Annotated in this window: 17 protein-coding genes; 2 read left to right on the forward strand and 15 right to left on the reverse strand. The window is 46.4% G+C overall.

Annotation, left to right across the window (positions count from 1 at the left end; translation table 11 throughout):
- Positions 1-117: 117 nt before the first annotated feature.
- From BLV66_RS14155 to BLV66_RS14170, 4 genes are read right to left on the reverse strand one after another with little or no spacing between them, the layout of a single operon-like run.
- Positions 118-1,248 (reverse strand): sodium ion-translocating decarboxylase subunit beta, encoded by a 1,131-nt coding sequence (locus BLV66_RS14155; protein ID WP_086986711.1) that lies wholly within the window; start codon positions 1,246-1,248, stop codon positions 118-120.
- Between the two features lie 16 nt (positions 1,249-1,264).
- Positions 1,265-1,612, reverse strand: a complete 348-nt coding sequence (locus tag BLV66_RS14160; protein WP_086986712.1) for a biotin/lipoyl-containing protein — start codon at positions 1,610-1,612, stop codon at positions 1,265-1,267.
- Between the two features lie 34 nt (positions 1,613-1,646).
- Positions 1,647-1,943, reverse strand: coding sequence for an OadG family transporter subunit (locus BLV66_RS14165; RefSeq protein ID WP_086986713.1), 297 nt, complete (start codon positions 1,941-1,943; stop codon positions 1,647-1,649).
- An 18-nt stretch (positions 1,944-1,961) separates the two neighbouring features.
- Positions 1,962-3,404, reverse strand: coding sequence for an oxaloacetate decarboxylase subunit alpha (locus BLV66_RS14170; RefSeq protein ID WP_256327915.1), 1,443 nt, complete (start codon positions 3,402-3,404; stop codon positions 1,962-1,964).
- Positions 3,405-3,867: 463 nt separating this feature from the next.
- Between BLV66_RS14170 and BLV66_RS14175 the strand changes: the two genes are divergently transcribed.
- Entirely contained in the window at positions 3,868-4,287 is a 420-nt protein-coding gene (locus BLV66_RS14175; RefSeq protein ID WP_245826704.1) for a cupin domain-containing protein, read from the forward strand.
- A 162-nt stretch (positions 4,288-4,449) separates the two neighbouring features.
- On the opposite strand, the gene BLV66_RS14180 is transcribed toward BLV66_RS14175, so the two are convergent.
- The 4 genes from BLV66_RS14180 to BLV66_RS14195 form a co-directional block, all read right to left on the reverse strand.
- On the reverse strand, positions 4,450-5,715 hold the full coding sequence (locus tag BLV66_RS14180) for an MFS transporter (protein ID WP_086986715.1): 1,266 nt from the start codon (positions 5,713-5,715) through the stop codon (positions 4,450-4,452).
- A gap of 264 nt (positions 5,716-5,979) precedes the next feature.
- Positions 5,980-7,350 carry an allantoinase AllB gene (allB, locus tag BLV66_RS14185; RefSeq protein WP_086986716.1) on the reverse strand — a complete coding sequence of 457 codons (1,371 nt, stop codon included), beginning with the start codon at positions 7,348-7,350 and terminating at the stop codon, positions 5,980-5,982.
- Between the two features lie 64 nt (positions 7,351-7,414).
- The gene (gene allW / locus BLV66_RS14190; RefSeq protein ID WP_086986963.1) at positions 7,415-8,872 is read right to left on the reverse strand and encodes an allantoin permease; all 1,458 of its coding nucleotides are present in this window, start codon (positions 8,870-8,872) and stop codon (positions 7,415-7,417) included.
- A 261-nt stretch (positions 8,873-9,133) separates the two neighbouring features.
- On the reverse strand, positions 9,134-10,345 hold the full coding sequence (locus tag BLV66_RS14195) for a pyridoxal-phosphate-dependent aminotransferase family protein (protein WP_086986717.1): 1,212 nt from the start codon (positions 10,343-10,345) through the stop codon (positions 9,134-9,136).
- A 176-nt stretch (positions 10,346-10,521) separates the two neighbouring features.
- Here BLV66_RS14195 and BLV66_RS14200 point away from each other — a divergent pair, with 176 nt between their 5' ends.
- The gene (locus tag BLV66_RS14200; RefSeq protein ID WP_086986718.1) at positions 10,522-12,153 is read left to right on the forward strand and encodes a PucR family transcriptional regulator; all 1,632 of its coding nucleotides are present in this window, start codon (positions 10,522-10,524) and stop codon (positions 12,151-12,153) included.
- Positions 12,154-12,299: 146 nt separating this feature from the next.
- On the opposite strand, the gene arcC is transcribed toward BLV66_RS14200, so the two are convergent.
- From arcC to allC, 7 genes are read right to left on the reverse strand one after another with little or no spacing between them, the layout of a single operon-like run.
- Positions 12,300-13,241 carry a carbamate kinase gene (arcC, locus tag BLV66_RS14205; RefSeq protein WP_086986719.1) on the reverse strand — a complete coding sequence of 314 codons (942 nt, stop codon included), beginning with the start codon at positions 13,239-13,241 and terminating at the stop codon, positions 12,300-12,302.
- The gene (locus tag BLV66_RS14210; protein ID WP_176974296.1) at positions 13,214-14,113 is read right to left on the reverse strand and encodes an oxamate carbamoyltransferase subunit AllH family protein; all 900 of its coding nucleotides are present in this window, start codon (positions 14,111-14,113) and stop codon (positions 13,214-13,216) included. Before BLV66_RS14210 ends, arcC begins: the two co-directional genes overlap by 28 nt.
- Positions 14,114-14,131: 18 nt before the next feature.
- Positions 14,132-15,397 carry a YlbE family protein gene (locus BLV66_RS14215; protein ID WP_086986721.1) on the reverse strand — a complete coding sequence of 422 codons (1,266 nt, stop codon included), beginning with the start codon at positions 15,395-15,397 and terminating at the stop codon, positions 14,132-14,134.
- 16 nt (positions 15,398-15,413) lie between these two features.
- The gene (gene fdrA, locus BLV66_RS14220; protein ID WP_086986722.1) at positions 15,414-17,186 is read right to left on the reverse strand and encodes an acyl-CoA synthetase FdrA; all 1,773 of its coding nucleotides are present in this window, start codon (positions 17,184-17,186) and stop codon (positions 15,414-15,416) included.
- Positions 17,187-17,244: 58 nt separating this feature from the next.
- Positions 17,245-18,327, reverse strand: coding sequence for an ureidoglycolate dehydrogenase (gene allD / locus BLV66_RS14225; protein WP_086986723.1), 1,083 nt, complete (start codon positions 18,325-18,327; stop codon positions 17,245-17,247).
- Between the two features lie 17 nt (positions 18,328-18,344).
- Entirely contained in the window at positions 18,345-19,130 is a 786-nt protein-coding gene (gene allE, locus BLV66_RS14230) for a (S)-ureidoglycine aminohydrolase (protein ID WP_086986724.1), read from the reverse strand.
- 32 nt (positions 19,131-19,162) lie between these two features.
- The gene (allC, locus tag BLV66_RS14235) at positions 19,163-20,389 is read right to left on the reverse strand and encodes an allantoate deiminase (RefSeq protein ID WP_086986725.1); all 1,227 of its coding nucleotides are present in this window, start codon (positions 20,387-20,389) and stop codon (positions 19,163-19,165) included.
- Positions 20,390-20,495 lie beyond the last annotated feature (106 nt).

Here is a 20,495-nt window from a genome sequence, read left to right on the forward strand (position 1 = left end):
CCTTCATTATACAGCCTCCATGTGTAGAACAGATGGATTTTGCAACTGGATGGCCTGAAAACATCAAAAAATCTCCTTCTGACATGAAATCAGAAGGAGATGATTCGTAATTCCTCTTCAGCCGAAGAAAGCCAGTAAGACACCGGCCGCGACAGCCGATCCGATAACGCCTGCCACATTCGGGCCCATCGCATGCATCAGTAAATAATTGGAAGGGTTGTATTTGATGCCTTCCTTCTGCACGACCCGCGCAGCCATCGGCACGGCCGAAACGCCGGCTGCCCCAATCAACGGATTCACTTTGCCGTTTGTCAGTTTGTACATCAGTTTTCCCATCAATACACCAGCTGCAGTCCCTACAGCAAAGGCGAACAGCCCCAATATGATGATTTTTATCGTGATCAGCGAAAGGAAGAGCTCTCCGTTCGCCTTGGCTCCAACGGTTACGCCCAGGATGACGGTGATAGTGTACATCATGGCATTCTGTAACGTTTCCGTCAGTTTCGGAACTTGACCGCTTTCCCGGATCAGATTACCCAACATCAGCATCCCCACAAGAGCTGTGGCTGACGGGACGACCAAACTAACGAAAATAGTGGTGACAATCGGGAACAGGATGCGCTCGTTTTTGGACACAACGCGCATCTGCTTCATGACCGTCTCCCGCTCTTTTTGGGTAGTCAACAGTCGCATGATTGGCGGCTGGATAAGGGGAACCAAGGCCATATAGGAATAGGCCGCCAAGGCGATAACCGATAAGAGATGGTTGGCTAATTTTGTCGTCAAATAGATGGCAGTTGGTCCGTCCGCCCCACCAATGATGCCGACAGATGCGGCTTCTTGGGGCGTCATCCCCAAAGCCAAGGCCCCGAAGAATGCCGCAAAGATGCCGAACTGCGCTGCCCCCCCCAGTAAAAGCGTCTTTGGATTGGCGATGAGAGGCCCAAAATCGGTCGCTGCCCCCAGACAGAGGAAGATCAACGGCGGATAGATGCCCAAATTAGTCCCTTGGTAGAGGTAATAAATCAGTCCTCCCGGTTCACTTTCGGTAGGTGGCGTCATCAATCCGGCCAACGGAAGATTGACCAACAGGATGCCGAACGCAATCGGAAGTAATAAATAGGGCTCATACCCCTTCTTGATGGCTAAATAAAGGAAAATGCAGGCAATGATGATCATAATGATTTCTTTATACGTAACATTAGCCAATCCGGACATCCGGATCAGATCTGTCAAAGCTTGTACCATAAGAATCCCTTCCCTTCTAGAGAATCAACAACGGTTGGTCGGATTCGACAATGTCATTGGCTTTCACCAAAATACTTCTGATGATGCCATCCTCATCCGCAACGATTTCATTCTCCATCTTCATGGCTTCAAGGACGATAAGGTTTTCGCCTTTTTTGACCCGTTGACCCTCTTTGACGAGGATGCGCAATATGGTACCAGCCATCGGCGCCAACATTGTTTTTCCTTCTGTGTGGAGCGCAGCATCCGCAGTGCTTATGGCACTATCAGCCTTAGGTTGCTCCGTCATGATCGCATCATCCGGCAACTCCCTCACCTTGACATGATAAACTTGCCCGTCAATTTCGATTTCATACTTTTTCATAAAAAATCCTCCCTTTACAATCAGCAGATGGCATTCACTTGATACGCGTTACATCGATGATTTCAAACTTTTTGGCCGGATGTGCCTCATATGCGGCGATTAAGGCCATGATTGCCGCCGCTTTGGCCCGATGCTCATCCACACCCGGATCCAGCTGAACGGGCTGTAAATCATCTTCCTGGTGAATCGGTACCAAAGCTGCCACTGCAGGTTCCCCGACAAGCTTATGGACCAGTTCAACCAAGAACCAAAGGCTGGCCAGCACGGCAAAAACAACGATCATAGCAACAACTGTGACAACTAGACCATCTCCTAAATTGAATGTTTCCATTTCTTTCACCTCTTCCTCTTAACTGCGATAGCGGGCTTGGATCCGAATAACTGATTCCGCCGTTTCACCCTGAGATGGCGCTTTTATTTCTGCTTGTTCTTCAGGAATGGTTGGATAGTAGACTTCCTGAAGATACGCTTTGCCGACCTGAGGGAACAATGCATAAGTCAATACGTCCTCGTCCGTGCGCGCCAAGTCGCCCAACTCCGCCTTCAATCTTGCGAACTCTGGCTCCAGATGATCCGCCGGGCGATCCGTGATGACGGCATCATTCCCGATAATGCTGCGCCGAAAATTATCGTTCACCGGTACCGGGGGCTTTCCGTATTTTCCGTGCAGGTAATCCTTCACTTCATTCGGGACCATTTTGTAGCGTTCTCCCGTCAGGACATTGAAAACGGCCTGTGTCCCTACCATTTGGCTCATTGGGGTGACCAATGGCGGAAAGCCTAAGTCCGCTCTGACGCGGGGCACTTCCCGCAACACGGCCTCGTATTTATCGCTAGCCTTTGCCTGCTTGAGTTGCGAATTCAGGTTCGACAGCATCCCACCCGGCACTTGATAGATGAGCGCTTTGGGATCGACTGACAGCATTTTCGGATCGAGAACACCTGAAGCGATGTACTTATCACGGATTGGTTTGAAATAATCCGCGATTTCTTCCAATTTGGCGATGTTCAAGCCCGTACTGTACCCCAGTTCTTCCAACACCAGCGCCATCGATTCGGTCGGCGGTTGGCTCGTCCCTTCCGCAAACGGGGAAATGGCGCAATCGATTATATCCGCACCTGCTTCGATAGCAGCCATATAAGTCATCTGCGAAACGCCGCTGGTGGCGTGCGTGTGGATGTTCAACGGCACATCGATCACAGCTTTAATGGCTGGAATCAGCTCTTTGGCCACTTTGGGCGTCAAGATGCCGGCCATGTCTTTGATGCAGATGGAGTCCGCACCCATCTCAGTCAGTTCCTTCGCCAAATCGGTGTAGAATGGGATGGTGTGAACATCGCTGATAGTGTAACAGATTGTCAGTTGCGCATGAGCGCCGTATTTCTTGACAGCTTCCAGCGATGCTTTCAAGTTTCTTGTGTCATTTAAGGCATCAAATATTCGAAAAATATCGATGCCGTTTTCGACGGCTTTGCCGACAAAACGATCCACGATATCATCCGCGTAGTGGCGATATCCGATTAAGTTCTGTCCCCGAAGCAGCATCTGCAGCTTCGCATGCGGAGCGCGCTTGCGGATTTGACGGAGTCTTTCCCACGGATCTTCATGCAGAAATCGGATAGCCGCATCATAGGTTGCCCCGCCCCAACACTCCAGGGCGTAATACCCGGCTTCATCCATTTTCTCCACAATCGGAAGCATGTCGTCCGTAGACATACGTGTCGCCATCAAACTTTGATGCGCATCACGCAGAACGGTCTCAGTAAAAAGCACTTTTTTTTCTTTTTCCAACCCGATCACATCCATTCTTTTCTTTGGTGCCAGCACAGTAAAAATATTTGTGGTTTTTTATTTATAGGCTTGAAACCCCTCCTCGTTCATCAGGAATTTCTGCAGCATCGCCCGAGAATGTAAGCGTTTACCATAGAGTAAGCTTACACTAAATTGACCGATATTTCAATCTGTAGATAAAAAATATTAGAAATAACAATTAGTCAATACAGTTTGAACAACCGTAAAAATAGGTCTTTATGTCTACATTTGTCGAATTCCGATGCTCATTATGAACAACTCACAATCCATTTTCGATTCATTTGTGCACAATGGCTAAGTTTTTTTATTTTTTATGAGAACCCTTCATTGTTAGCGCTTTATCACCTTGTTATACTAAGGGCATATTTCATTTGTGATTATTTGAACACAGTGGAGTTGAATCGGTTATCCCAATAGACATTACAGACAAGGAGCGGTTGATATGGAAACAAGAGGAAGCATTTCTGAAATGGAAGCGATTGAGGTGGAACAACAATCAAATCAATCGAAAATCAAAGAGCGGTTGTTCAAACTGGATGATATCGTTCAATTCGATACCAAGGCCGGCAAAAAGACTATTTTTTACGAAACAGATTTTATGGCTGGTGCTGTCTGGTGCTTGGAGCCCGGTCAAAAAGTAGTGAATCATTCGCACTCCACTTCTGATGATATCTGGATTTGCATGCAAGGTACGGGCACTTTTTATCCAGGATTTGAAGAAGCGGTAAAAATTACGAAGGGTGACATCATTTTCTCCGAGCGGGGACAACAACACGGAATGGTCAACACCGGCAATGAGCGGTTTATTTTTGTGGGTGTTGCAGGACCGATGCCGATGGATTTCATTTCACATGAAGAATAATGTTTGATCAGGGGCCGTCCCATATTGGGGCGGCCCCTGATTTTGGATAGCAATCCAATTTTTCCATTCACTGCATGTCACTCAATCAAATTCAAGCGTATGCACGAAAGGTCTGTGGTATTGAGCACACTCGCTCATACCACAGACCTTTCTTTTATCATTTTAAGCTTTCTTTGTCCTTCCGTTCACCAAGTAGAAGATTGTCGTACCTATAAGGATGATGATTACGGATAAGTAAAAGGCATAGACCTTTGAGCCGGTCGCATCAGAAATCGCCCCTGTCAGTGAGGGAACAATAACCGAAGAACTCATCCCAAAGAAATTAAAGAACCCAAGCGTCGTAGCGATGCCCCGTTTTGGTGCGTGCTCGCCCAGCCACGAAATGATGATTGGCTCAACCGCGAGCTTACCGAAAAATCCGTAAGAAATCAGGCCAACCATTAATAAAACTTGATTCGGCGCTTGCACTGCCAAGAAAAGCATGATGGCTGCGACTATTTCCAAAAAGATGATCAAACTGACTTTTTTATGACTGAATTTATCCGCAATCCGACTGAAGAACAAGGCACCCGGAATAGCCGCGAAAAACACCATGGATGACGCCAGTCCGATTGTTGCACCCTCAAAGCCCCTTTCAGTCGATAAGAAGTTAGGCAGCCAAGTATCCGTTAGATAATATGCATAGCAGGTCGCAAAGTAAAGACAGTATGCACCCAACATCTGGGGACGTAGCAACGCTTTAATCGACGTTTTTTCTTCCGGAATTTCTGTGATCATTTTGGTTTGCGAAATGATTGCGGCACTCTCTTTATTGCCCTTGATGAATTTCCAGAAGATAAAAACCATCGCGATGATCAAGAAGAACGTAGAGAACAACATGTATTGCCAAGGCAATCCCAATTGGGCGACAAAGTAACTGGAAGAGATCATACCGATTCCGCTTCCGACAGCCGTACCGCTGTTCACTATCGCCGTTGCCAAGCTTTTTCTAGAGCTTGGTACATGCTCCGCAGTCAGAGAGTACGCTACCCCATAATAAGTACCACACCCGACTCCCGCCAACACACTTCCGATGTACACGACCAACAACGTATCCGCCATGCCCACAACCAGGGTCCCCAATCCGAACAGCAGGAAGCCTGGGATTAGGATGGTCTTCTTACCGAACCGATCCACCAATAGACCTGAAGGGATTTGCATCAAAACGTAACCCAAGAAATAAAAACTGGAGATAGATCCGAGTTGGGAATCCGTTGCTCCCCCGAAATAAGCGCTAATTTCAGGATAAATAGGCGCTAACGCTGTGCGATAAACCCAGATAGCTATCCAGCCGGCCGTCATTACATAAATGATTTGCTTCCAGTATTCCACTCTTTTTTCTGATACTACTTCTAATTTTACTTCTTTTGTTGCTTCGGTCTCACTCATATGATTCTCCTCCATCACTTATTATTGCATCTCTTGATTATGGGCACGACTTCCAAGATACTTTCCCGGCCTTAACAGTAAGCCCTTCCATTTCATCTCTGATTGTTTCCATTATAAGCATTTAAGGCTGCACTAACCCTGTACATACCACACAATAATGTGCGCTATTTTGTTTAGAGTGCCCAAGCAAATAACTTTTTCGGCACTCACTGACAACGAAAAAAAAGATCCAGGCGCAAACCTGAATCCTCCTTATTTATTATATTATTTGACGAAGACAAATTCTCCCGAACGAGTATCCGAAACGCCATCTTCCAGACTGTAGACCGTTTCACCGCGCAGAATTGTTCTTGCTACTTGCGCTCCGATTTCGCGTCCGATGTATGGGCTGATTTTGTTCTTATACTCTAAATCTTCTGCTGTTAATGTATAAGGTGCATTCGGTTTGATCAGAACGATGTCAGCATCTTTACCGATCGCAATGTTGCCTTTTGAACTCAAGTTGAAGCGTTGTGCCGGATTTGCAGCGATGATGTCGGCAAATAGTCTTAAGGACATGCCACGTTTTTGAACGCCTTCATCAAACAACACATCGACGTTGTTCTGAACGCCTGGAATCCCACCCCAAGCTTCAAAGGCATTCTCTTTGTCTTTCAAATCAGGCGTACATGGTGAATGATCTGAAGTAACGAAGGCGATTTCTCCTGCCAATAATTTTTCCCACATGCCGTTTTGGTTTTCTTTATCACGGATTGGAGGGGAACACTTAACAACTGGTCCGATTGCATCCAACTCGGAAGTATCGAAGTACAGGTAGTGTGTGCACGTTTCACAAGTCACATCAACGCCTTCATTGCGGGCTCTGGTTACTTCTTCAACGCCTTCTGGGCAAGCTACGTGACAAATGTGGATGCGGCAGCCTGTTTCTTTAGCGAACAGGATAGCACGTCTGATCGGTTCTACTTCAGTGAATACAGGGCGGGTTGCCACATAAGCTGCCAGCGTTGTTTCGCCATTTTTATAGGCGATTTCGCCCAATTTATCCGTGATAGTAGCATTTTCAGCGTGGATCGCCAACACTTTACCGGTTTTGGCAATCTGTCTCATTCCTTCATATAGCGTGTAATCGTCCGCATTCATGAAGTCGCCCTCGATCGAACGATCGCCACATGTAGCCATGAAGCATTTATAAGCTGCAACGCCGCCTTCATCCAACTCTTGGATTCCGCCTTCGATGTTGAAAGGAACCAATCCGCCGAAAGAAGCAACGTCAGCTGTCAGTTTGTTTTGGCCAGCATCCACTTTAATCTGCAAGGTTTTGGCATCCACTGTCGCTGGGACTTGGTTCAATGGCATTTCCATGAAGGATGTTACGCCGCCTTTGGCACAAGCTTTTGTCCCTGTTAGATAGCCTTCCCACTCATCACGGTAGCTACCGCCTGGATCTGTGATATGCACATGCGCATCTACCATACCAGGACTGACAACAAGACCTTTTGCATCGATGACTTCAGTTGCTTCACCCAAGCCGCTGCCGATAGCTGCTATTTTACCATCTTTGATGGCTACATCAGTTTCAATTTCACCATTATCCAGGATAACCAAACCATTTTTGATCAGTAAATCGTAATTCATTTTTCTTCCTCCTAATAATAAATGATTTTATGTAAATATTTTTGAAACCAAGTGTCAGATAAAACTATTTTTTACCCCGTTTCAGCATTAGGTAAATAGCGAAGGCCAAGGCTGCTCCAATCAACCAAGACAGATTGGATACCATCTGCAGGGCAGGGATGACCTGTCCGCTCACAGAAATCAACAATGCTGCGATTGTGGCGATGTAGGCTTCTATGTTTATGCCCTTATACGGATTTTCTGAATTATCTTTACTGAAATCCATGTATAGAGCGTCTATATCGATTTTTTGTTTCTTTACGAAATAATAATGCGCCAACATGACACCCGCTACTGGACCCAAAACTGCACCAATGATGTTCAGGAAAGCGAAAATACTTGCAGCATTTTCCATCAATTTCCATGGCATGATGACATAACTGATGACGGAAGCGATCAGTACGCCCTTCTTGTAGTCAACAGTCTTAGGGAACAAAGCCGACAATTGATAAGCGGCCGGAATGATGTTACCGGTTGCATTTGTGGAGACGGTAGTCATCAGGAATACAACTACAGCCAAGGCCGCAGCAGGGACACTGTCCCACTTGTTCACGATGTTCAATACGTTCCATTCCTGTACCCCGAAGTGGATGGATCCACCAATCAAAATGGCGACACTGGAAAAGGCGAAAATCACGTAAGCAACCACAAGGCTGGCAATTTGTCCGATCGACTGATCGCGCGTTGAAGTGGCGTTTTGCGTAAAGTCGGATACGCTTGCCCCTGGAGCGGCCCAAACCGACATGACGGAATTGATGATGATGAAATAGGCCAGTATTGGTGCATACCCTTGGACACTGTCACCGGAAGGTGTATAGGCCAAGATGTTGCCCATGCCGCCACCTACCTTGATTGCCCAGATGGCCATGCCACCGAACACGATGTAGATCAACGGATTCAGGATGGCTGTGAATTTGTTCAGTACCCCTCCACCACCAAGGCCGATCAGTACGTTGATTGCCCAGAAGATAGTAAAGGTGATCAAGCCAGGCAGATCAATTCCGAAGAAATTGAAATCTCCGCCGATATTCAAAAAGCCCGGCCAGAATTTGCTTATCAAAATCAGCAGTGCCAACGATCCTGCATAATTTTGAAGTCCGAACCAAGCGATGGCAGCTACTCCACCTCTCAAGAATCCAGGAAGTTTGGCTCCTAAATCCCCATAGGTCGAACGCAAGTGCATCGCAAACGGTATCCCATATTTTGATCCCGCTCTGCCGTTGTAAACCATAAAGGCACTGACTGCCAAAGAACTGATGATAAGAGCTAACATAACATTGATCGGCGACAGACCCAGGAATAAGAATCCCCCTACAGCCGTATAGTTCGGAATATTATGAACCGATCCCATCCATAAGGTGAAATAGTTCTTTACGTTCATATTCCTTTTCTCTGCCGTTTTCGGTACGACGTCTTCATTGTAACCGCGTTTCTTTAAATCTTCGACTTGTGCATCACTGACAAACAGATCCGTTTCGTGCATTTTCACTTCTTCATTGCTTGCTTGCATGTAATAACCCTCCCAATCTTTGTAATCGCTATCAATTACTGATAAGCTTATTGTACACGGGCTCTAAAACGTTTACATCAGAAGAGATGTACAAAGTGATTTTTGTGCTTGTGCACAACGGACAACATTTATTATGGAGTCTACTAACCTTTCAAAATCCCAAAAATAATGCAAGGAACGCCCCAGGTGGCATTATTTCCCTGAGCGTTCCTTCCATATAACATTTAGGCCTGTCTATTTTTGATTATACTCACGCAGTGCCGCAAGGACAGCTTCCCCACGGTTGATGTCTGCACCATGGAACAAGAGTGCCGCTTCGAAAGCAGCCAGGACGTGCAATACGTTTTCCTTACGGCTACTGAATCCCATATTGCCGATTCTCCAGACTTTCCCTTGCAACGGACCGAATGAAGAAGCAATTTCGACACCGAAGTCATTCAACAATGTATTACGTACCGCATCGCCATCGACACCTTCCGGAATCAGAATGGGTGTAACTGTCGGCATTTTCGTTGTGCGGTCGCCGAAAATGAACAAGCCCATCGCTTCTATACCAGCCTGAATGGCGCGATCATTTTGGCTATGACGCTCATAACCGTTCTCGATACCTTCCAGGATCATCATCCGCAACCCTTCGTGCAGTGCATAAATCATACTTGTTGCCTCAGTATGGTGGTTGATCCGCTCTTTATTCCAGTAACGTTGCAGTTGGCTTAAGTCCAAGTAATTGCTGCTGATATGGCGTTCATTACGGAAATCTTTGCTCAGGCCAAGTTCTTTCTGATAACGCGCTGTCAACACCTTCTCAACGCGATCGTTATAGGTGATCAATGACAGTCCGGATGGCACGCTTACGCATTTCTGGGTACCTGCGATAGCGACATCAATCCCCCATTCATCCACCTTTACAGGTGCTCCACCATAAGTGGCGACTGTATCGACGACAAAAAATACTTCGTTTTCTTGGCAGAATTTACCGATTTTTTCCAACGGCTGCATCTGGCCATTCGCTGTTTCCCCATGGACGAGTGCGACAATTTTAGGATTGATCCTCTTGATTTCCGCGATGACCGTATCTTGTTCGAAAACACTATCCCAATCCTTTTCTAAGTAGGTCACTTGCGCTTTCGCGCGTTCACAGATTTCGCCCAGCAAGTACGCAAAACGTCCGTATGCAGGAATAAGCACTCTATCACCAGGTTCTATCAGTCCGATAAGTGCAGCTTCAAGCCCGGAACGCGAGGTGCCGTCGATTGCAAAAGCTTGCTCATTCTTTGTTCCGAATGGGATTTTGATCATTTCTTTCACTTCATCCATGATGGTTAAAAATGCTGGATCGAATTGCCCCAAAATAGGCGTGCTCATAACACGAAGTACATTAGGATGAGCTTCTACAGGCCCAGGGGTCATGATGGTGCGTATGGGTGTGATGATTTCTTTGAACATAACGATTCCTCCAGAGTGATTATTGGTCTGATAATTTACTTACATCCTACCACTCTCAGTAAAAATGTCATTGTATGTTATGAACAAATTCATATGATTTTTGTAGCTTTTGCCCAAATTAACCCTTGATGATGATGGCGGTTTCATTTAAAATAAAGCCACTAGGAGGGTTTTTAATGACTACAATGAAAGAACTGTTGGATTTGCCCCGCTTCTCCAATCTCAAGGTGCTCAATGCCGGAGCAGATCTCTCTCATGCCGTTTCGAGCATAGAAATATCCGAAACACCTGACGTTGCATTTTACATACCAAAGGAAGTTTTTTTGCTGACAACTGCCATGAGCTACCAAAATGACCAAAAAGGATTGATCCCTCTGATTGATTCGTTAATGCGCGTGAAAGCTGCTGGACTAGGTGTAAAAGTCGGCCGCTTCCTTCCAGAAATCGATCAGTCCGTCATCAATTATGCCAATTCGGTGCGTTTCCCTTTAATCCAAATCCCAAGCACTACTCCGCTCGGGACACTATCCCATCAAATGCTGAACTACTTATGGAACCAAAAGACAGAACAGATGAGCTATGCTTTGGATATCCAAAAACGTTTTTCCAACCTGCTGATGAACGATGCGAGCATTGCGCGCTTCATTTCCGATTTCGGCAAAATGATCAAAACACCAGTCATCCTGCTGAATCCTTTCCGGCAGGTGATCGCCCATTCCAAACATTTCACCCAATCCAGCAAGCCTGCCGAATATTATGTGGGGCAAGTGCATGAGAAAAAGCCGCATCTTTCGGCGGACACAACCGACTCTTTTCTGATAACCGATATGGACAACCAAGAAATGCAGATTTCGATCTATCCGATCCGTGCGAACAACTATTTCCCTTACTATTTGATCATTTTGAGACCAGAACAGATTCCTTATCCCGTATCGGAATTTGCGGTTGATCAGGCCTCGATGGTTCTGTCGTTCGTAATCTACAAAAACCTGAAAGTGGAGGAGTCCAAGCAGGACATCCGCAGTGATTACTTCAAACAATTGATAGAAAATCAGCAAGCTCCAACGCTTAAGCAAAAGAATTGGCTCGATTTGGGCCAAAATTTTGGCATCGTCAATTCCCATCATTACCAAGTGATTTACATCAACTGCCGGAACGAAAAGAGTTCAATCTTCAAAGATAAATTGAACCGGGAAAAAATCCAATTGGTTAACCAATGGCTTACAGATTCGTTGGCTTTCCACTTCCGTGATGCCTTGCTGTTCCCAATGAAAAACACAAACCATTTGCTTCTTTTGCTGCAGTCCAAAAATGAGGCGATAGATGATATCCTGCGGACAACTGCAGAAGAACTTGAGAGGGTCCTTCCGATTTCTTTGGCGTTCTCGTATGGTCATCCTTGTGAAAAAATAGATATGATCGCCAACTCATACATCGAAGCTAAGATAGCTTTCGATGAAGGTTTTGCTAAAGATCCGCAGCCGCGCATCAGCTATTATCGCCCACAAGGCATGCTAAGCTTGTTCGAAAGGATGCAGACCGACGAAATCAAATATTTCTGTCAGTCGGTGCTGCATGAACTGGCTTATCCTGAAGAAGACGCCATGATTGAATTGCGTCGGACGCTGAAGACCTACCTTGACTACCAATGTGAAATCACGCGCACATCAAAAGCGATGTTTATCCACCGCAATACAGTGAAGTACCGAATCAACCATTGCGAAGAAATACTCGGATCATCGATTGATGATCCAAACTTCAGCCTCAATCTCAGACTAGCCCTGGAACTCTCCCAGAACGACGAATAGAGTGTGAGAAAAGTCGTTTAGCTCCCCGTAAGTTGGCACAAATAACCTTCCGAAAGCTATTCGGAAGGTTATTTTGCGTGGATCGTCGTATAACAAAAACAAGAGATTGACTCGGAATGAGTCTACCTCCTGTTGCATTTTCTTCTTTAACTGTTGACGATGCGTGTACCCGCAAAACCGGATAAAGCTTCAGCCGCTTGATCCAAAGAACAGATGATAGCTTTTTTACCTTGCATAGCAAAGCCGATGGCTGCCTCCATTTTTGGACCCATGCTGCCGTCTGCGAACTGACCTTCATCCATATATTGTTTCGCTTTCAGAACAGAAATCTCTTCAAGTTTTTCTTGGTTTGGTTTCCCGTAATTGATGTAAACATTGCTGACATCCGTCAGCATCATGAATACATCGGCATCCAGTTGTTCGGCCAGCTTCTTGCCGGTGCGATCTTTGTCGATCACGGCTTCGATCCCCGATATTTGGCCGATCTTATTGCGGACTACAGGAATCCCACCGCCTCCACCTGCGATTACGATCGTATTCTGTTTCAATAACTTCAATATGGACTCCACGCCATGGATTTTCTGCGGTTGAGGAGAAGGGACAACCCTGCGGTAGCCTCTTCCGGCATCTTCCATCATGACCCACCCCTTCTCTTCCGTCAAAACCTCGGCTTCAGCCTCAGAATAGAAGACTCCGATCGGTTTTGTAGGATTATCGAACGCGGGATCATCCGGAGATACCTCTGTTTGCGTCAACAAAGTCAAGACTCCGCTCGTCAATTCTTCCTCATGCAAAGCATTCTTCAAGGATTGTTCCATCATATAACCGATGAATCCTTGCGATTCCGCGCTGCAGACATCCAACGGCATCTGTGGCACGACAGCCTTCGCTTCTTCGTTTTGGCGCAGGATGTTCCCGACTTGCGGACCATTTCCGTGCGTCACAACGATTTCATAATCCAATTTTTCTATTTTTGCGATCAGTTCTGCACTCATCTTGATATTGTGCATCTGATTATCGAACGTCGCTTCTTGGTTCGGGCGCAGTATTGCGTTCCCACCTAGAGCGATGACAACTCTTTTCGCCATTGATTGTATCCTCCTTCAAATCTGTTCCATACTAACAGGGCACCCGTAAGGCCTGTCAACATATCCATTCCCGATGTATGGCCAATAGCCATTATATGTTTGATGCATTCTTCTATGGCTTTTTTTTCACTTTCCTGGCGCAAAACATGCAGCAAATGATGGATGGGTTCGTTGTAAAGACCATCCAGTGCGCACGCCAGATAGTGCGCACTTACTGTTGTAGTAGGCTTCGGAGCTTGCGCTAACCGCCTCCTGATCAGACCTTCTGTATTCTCCGGGAGCATTCCCAGAAGCTGATCGGCTGCCAAAACACCCACCAGAAGATCGTCACCTGATGGCGTCAACCCTTTACCTCTGCCGATGAAATAGCTTATCGCCTCGCTTCTTTTGCCCACGTCACCCGAATAGAGCCGCAGGATATGATTGCCTTCCGGAGTATTTGCTAAAAATGAATCCTGCGTCAAGTCCGCCATCAGAAAATCAAAACCGTTGAATTTATGAATTTTTACCAACGATGACACGTAATGTCGCAAACTGCCCTGATGCAAACCTCGTTCCTTCGCATAGCGGGACTGATACTGAGGTATTCCATCAGCAACGATAGTGCAGCCGTCGAAAATTAGTCTACCTTCCGAGATGGAGACGGTTTGCCCGGGTTGAACGGTTCCAACCAATTTCCCCAACATATCATCCGGAAGATATAGCGCTCTAGGCAACCGCGGTGAAGCTGTACCTGCTATCAGCATCAGACTTTTCTGATCGGCGCTTTGAATATTCAAGCTTTTATTGAAAAGGCTATGGACGCGCCAAGTGCTTTTATTGTGCAGCGTGTCCATCAAACATTCGTCATGGTAGGCTGCCTTTATGAACACTGCGACCATCCCCCTTTGTTATTCCTGAAACCCAAGTTTTTTGGCATACGCCAATACGGCTTTTTCGAAACATTCGATCGGTGGATGCACCGTTCCCGCTCCGATTTGGCCCAAACCAGCCTTCTTGTTGGCGATGCCGGTATTGATGACCGGTGTGATTCCTGTCTCAACGACCTTGCGGGCATCGATGCCCAGACAGATGCCTTGGAAATCCCATGTTGGTACGGAGAAGTTCGGATTCTGATCGATACAGATTTCGCGCATTTCGTTGCTTGTCTGTAACGCATCCTGGAAACCACCACTGCCGACAAAGCGCGTAACTGCAGGTGCTGCAATCATCGCCATGCCACCGACACCAAATGTCTCAGTGATGGCACTGTCCCCCATATCCGGAGCAGCATCATCTTCACTGAATCCTGAGAAATAAAGCCCTTGCGGCGTGTTGACCGGCCCTGTGAACCATTCATCCCCCATTCCAGCGATACGGATACCGAATTCATAGCCATTGCGGCACATTGCAGTAACGATTGTTCCTTCTTTGATTTTTCTTGCACCATCCAGGACAGCTTTGGCTGCTGCCATCATGATGTTCAGGAAAAATTGGTCCGTGTCAGCCAAAAATTGCATGACCTGTTCTTTTTCTTTTTGATCCATATCCAGCCCGACAATGATCGGCGCCATTTCCTTCAAAAAGGCCAGGGATGCAGCAATATTTCTTTGGTGGAATTCATCTCCCATCGCGATTGCTTTGGCGACCAGTACGTTCACGTTTAGCCCGCCTTTTTTCGTCTGTAGCGCTTTGCTGAGGGTTGGGCCCAGGACATCGCGCATCCAGCGCAAACGAGTGATTACTTCATCCGAATAGGCACCGAAACGCAACACTGCACCGATTCCTTCATTCATCGTACAAAAAGCACGGTTCCCATCCGTTCTGTTTTCAACAATCAGGACCGCCATGTTTGCCGAAGTGATTCCGCCCATTGGACCGACCGCATCGACATGATGACAAGGGATCAAGGTAACCTCTCCGGATTCCAATAAATTTCTGGCATCTATTTCATTTTCCGCCCAGCCTTCAAAAAGTGCTGCCCCCACGCAGGCACCTTGGATAGGATCGACCATTTGCTCATATTTGATAGGTGGTCCTGCATGCAGCAGGACTTTCCCTTCGTTAAATTCTTTAATCACTGTTTTAGCTGGTACAACATCCACTAAGAAAGGGGATCCAGCGACAATTTTAGCAGCTACTGCTTGATTAGCTTCATCAATCGTTTGATAATGCATCCTTGTTTCTCCTCCCTTATATGCTATCTGTTTGTTCAGTTTTATAGTTATTCAAGTAATACAAAGCTTTTTGCAAGGTGACATTGCCACCCGCAACAGGACGCCAATCGAATTGCGTCGCTTTCCCACCGTTTTCACGGATGGTATCGGAGAAACTGCGCAGGCCGATATTCAAAAATTCTTTCGCATGCAGAAGATCCAACATGGCTTGTGAAGGCGCTAATTCTTCTGTGAATGCAGGCGCATCGATTTCTTTCAACTCTTTCTTGTTGTCCTGAATGCGGATGTCCAGCATCGCCAAAGCCGTGCGGACCGCTTGGTTGTTGCTCATTCGGATAATGACTCCAGCATCTTCCAATACTTTTTGTTGGGCTTGGCCGTCTTGAGGATCAGCGTCAGTCCCTACGATTGTCGCAACGAATGCCAGCGCTCTGCCTTCAGCTGCTGCTTTCGCCTTCGCTTCTTTGATGGCCGGCACCAATTCACTAGCCATATCCATGTGGGAACCGTAGCCCAAAACAATGTCCAATAAGATGATGGCTGTCTTCGGATCATCAGCAGCTTGTCTGATCATTTCGATTCGTTTTTCCGGATCGATCATTGGATGCGGTTTGCCTTGCGTATAGATGTCATCCCCCAGATCCAAGACTTCATAGCCCTCATTTTTAAGGATGTACCCTTCTTTCTTCTCGGCGTCCCCGGTCAAACTAAGGCCATCTTTGATCAGCATGGCCGCTTCATTCGCCAATGTACCGCCGGAGTAGTACCCTTTGATGTATTTTTGATCAGCTGAGAAGCTGACGGCAGGAACCTCGATTGTATCAGTATCGGAGCCGATCGTTTCTTTGTTCACTAATTTTACAGCCAGCTCAGCCGCTTCCTCCAACGTATAGGCATGGTAAAGATTAGGTTCGTGATAGGTTGGTTTTTCGCCCAGAAAGATGGTTACAGCCGGCTTGGAAATCTTTCTCAATAAAGCAAGAACTCTGTCCCTGACGCTGGCTGCCGGTGGTTTAGAGATGACGACGATAACTTCCGTGTTCGGATCCTGCTCCAAAGTAACGATACCATCCATCAATGTGATACCGCCGATAGCTTCCTTCAGGTCGCGTCCGCCGGTCCCGATTGCAGTCGTTACACCGGCTCCTAGTTTATGGATAAGCGTGGAGACTTCCTGGATACCTGTACCGGAAGCACCGACGATGCCGATTTTACCGGGTCTGATGACATTGGTGAACGCCAATGGAATGCCGTTGATGATTCCTGTTCCGCAATCCGGTCCCATCAGCAGCAAACCTTTTTCGTGCGCCTTCATTTTCAGGCGTTTCTCATCTTCGACCGAAACATTATCGCTGAAACAGAAGACATGTTTGCCGGCATCCAATGCGCGCTCGATTTCAAGTGCTGCATGGGTTCCAGGGATGGAAAAGAGCGCGACTTGAGCATCTTTCGCCATTTCCAAAGCTTTATCCCAAGTGCGGGCAGTTTCTTCCACTGATGCGCCACTGTTTCCTTTGGCCTGTTCCTCCAGAAAAAGATCGATTTCTTCCATGACGTTAGCGATGACTGCTTCATCCTCCACTTCCAGGACGACAGCCATATCATTCGATGATGCTTTCTCCAGTTCCGGCGTGTACAGCCCTCCCGTTTTGAAGATGTCTTTATTGGCAGGCGTACCCATCATGATGGAAACTTTTGTGACTCCTGCAACCGTGTTGATTTTATTCGTCAACAGCATCAAGACAATGGAATCCTGGTAGCTATTTGATTTGATGATTGTGTGTAACATTGATTGCCTCTCTCCCCCGGTTTCCCGTTTCTTTTTAAGTGCTTCTATCTTGTTTTAATTACGCAAAAGCTCCCTTGCCGCCGTATTGATCAAAATGAATCAGATCGCTTTTCAGATAAGCATAAATGCTCTCTTCGACGGGAATGCCTTCCTGCTGGTGCTTTTCATAATTCAATTGATTGATTTCACCTGGATAATAGACTTGACTGAAACCCGCTGCCGGCTTGACTTCATGCAATTCCGCCACTGTAGTCTCGATTTTTTCTTTGAAACTGTCTATATCCGTGAATTTTTTTGGATCGATGATGATATATAATTGCCCTAGATTGCGTCCTTCAGAAATTTGGTCATACATGGAGGAAACATGCTTCCCAAAAGGAAGCCCCAATAATACTCCTGATAAAATGTCTATCATCATCATCAATCCGTAGCCTTTTGGACCCGAAATCGGCAACAGCCCATGCACGTCATGTGGATTTGTTGTCGGTTTCCCTTCTTTATCAACTGCCCAAGTATCCGGTATGGCTTTATTTTTTGCACGGGCATCGAGGATTTTCCCCCAAGCCTGCACAGTCGTTGCCATATCGAAGACGATCGGCGGACCATTTTTCCTTGGCGCAGAAAAGGCAATCGGATTTGTTCCATAATAGATTTCTGAACCTCCAAAAGGTACAACCATCGGATCGGATTGGCACATAGCAATCGCAATCAGGTCTTGCTCTGCTGCTTGTTTTACATAATAGGACAATGCACCGCTGTGACTCATTTTGGAAATACCCACAACCGCTACACCCGCTTCCTTAGCCATTGCAACTGCTTCCTTCAAACCCATGTTCGCGACATACTGGCCGATTCCGTTATCGCCGTGAAAGATTCCCGTGCTTTCCCCTGTCCTTTCGAAAAAAACATTGGGATCAAGCGTCAATCCCCCTTTGGAAATCCTTTCAGAATAGTAATCGACGCGTACAGCACCATGGGAATGGATTCCGGAAGAATCCGCGAACACCAAATGGTTTGCGACCTCCTGAGCTTGCTCAGGGTACAGTCCTGCTCCCTCTAATTTTTTCTTGATCAGTCGATGAAGTTCATCAGGCATTACAGTAACCAACTTCGCCTCAACTTCTATTCCTGTCCCTTCCATTTTTATGCTCCTTGTCATCAAATTTTAGGATCGCGATTACAGTCCTTCGAATAAAGGTAGCATAATGGCTCTCCTCTGCCGACTGCGTATGCGGCTTGCGGCACATAAGCACCCATGAAGATATAGTCACCTTTCTCGACAGGCATCCAATTGTTATCCAAATTGTACATACCTTGACCCGATAGGATGTAGGCTCCGTGCTCTTGCACATGGGTTTCGATGTAGCCATGGCTTGCGCCCGGTTCAAAGGAAAGGATATGGAAATTCATGTCAAAACCGATATCTGCAGGCAACAGATCCCACAACAAGACATCTTTCATCCCTTCATATTCGATAGGAACCAGGTCGTTGCTGTTACCCACGACTTTATGCGCTTTATGTCCTTCGAGTGGCTCGTAACGCTTTTTGTACAGGAAGATTTCTGTAACAGCTTCTTGATTGTTTTCCAAATGCATCAACACGCCAGCTGGCAAGTAAACATAGCCTCCGATCTCCAACTCATAGCTTTCGGTTCCATCACTTACCTTCAGTTTTCCGGCCACAACATAAACGAACGTCTCGACGCCTTCAGCTCCAAAGCCCTGCACATTTTTGCCGCCTGCCTTCATAGAAATGATGTAATCCACAAAGCTGGCTCCCAATTTTTGCGAAGCCAAAATGGTGACCTCGCAATTTTCAAAGCCGGGAACGACATTTTTCACCAATCCGTCATGCGGAAGCAAAGCATAGTTGTGTCTCTTGATTACGGCTCTCGATTCCAACAGTCCGGCTCTGTAGCCTGTATTATTGTTTTTGTATCCCATCTTTCAATCCACCCTATCTATTTGAAATTTTTCTATTTATATGCTAATTCATATAGTGCACTTGCCGTCATCTTGACGCCTTCGACCAAATCCTCCAGCTTGGTTGCTTCAGCCGGATTATGGCTGATGCCGTTGATGCTTGGGACAAAAATCATGGCAGTCGGACAATGCGGTGCGATTATTTGGGCATCGTGTCCGGCTCCACTGTGCATCACACGGTATTTCATGTTCGCTTTTTTAGCGGCCTCTTCGAGAATTGAGACGATGGTTGCATCCATCGGAACGGGCGCTTCATCCATCCATAGGTCTATAGTCGCCTCGATATCCATTTCGCTTGCAATTTCGTTGATACGTTGTTCCATTTTTCTGGTGAAATCAATCAACACGTTACCATCCGTATGGCGACAATCGATTGTGAACAAAACTTCACCCGGCACCACATTCACTGTATTCGGTTTTGGCTCCACTTTTCCGAAGGTCAACACCAACGGATCACCAACGGATTTTGCCTTTTCGATCGCCTCGGTGCAGATCCGGCTGAAGGCGTAAACCGCATCGCGGCGGTAACCCATCGGTGTCGTTCCAGCATGGTTGGCTTGCCCTTTCAGAACAACAGTATACCGGCGTTGGCCAGCGATGCTGTTGACAACACCGATTTGGAACCCTTCTTTTTCAAGAACATTCCCTTGCTCGATGTGAAGCTCGACGAAAGCTTTGATATCTTCTCTTTTTTGTTGCCCATCTTTTTTGAAGTCGAATCCGGCTTGATGCATCGCATCCACAAATTTTATACCCTCAAAGTCGCTGATTTCGAGGACATCCTCTTTCTTCGCCGTATTCACAAAATTTTTACTTCCCCAGAACACAGTCGGGAAACGGCTGCCCTCTTCTTCAGCCATTGAGATGACTTCCAGTGAACGCAAAGGTTGTCCGTATGTCTCCTTTAAGTAAGCTACAGCGAGATAGGCAGATATTACACCGAATTGGCCATCCAGATTCCCGCCGTTGATGACTGTGTCGATATGTGACCCCGACATGATGGTTTCATCCGGATATTTTGAACCTTCAATCCTTCCAAATAGATTGCCGACTTCATCGAAATGTGTCTCCATTCCGATTTCTTCCATTTTGGCTTTGACGGTATTTTGAGCTTCCAACCAAGAATCCGAGTAAAGTAAGCGTGTCATTCCGCCCGTTGGGTCGCTGCCGATACCCGATAATAAATCAATATTCTCTTGAATTGTCTTAAACCAGTCCATTTTTCCGTTTCCTCCTCCGAAATATCATACTCATATTGTAAGCGCTTCTTGATAGCTTATCATTAACAGAATACACAAAATAGGATATATTTTTGTGCCATATGTA

This window comes from Trichococcus collinsii, from assembly GCF_900107505.1.
GTDB classification, from domain to species: domain Bacteria; phylum Bacillota; class Bacilli; order Lactobacillales; family Aerococcaceae; genus Trichococcus; species Trichococcus collinsii.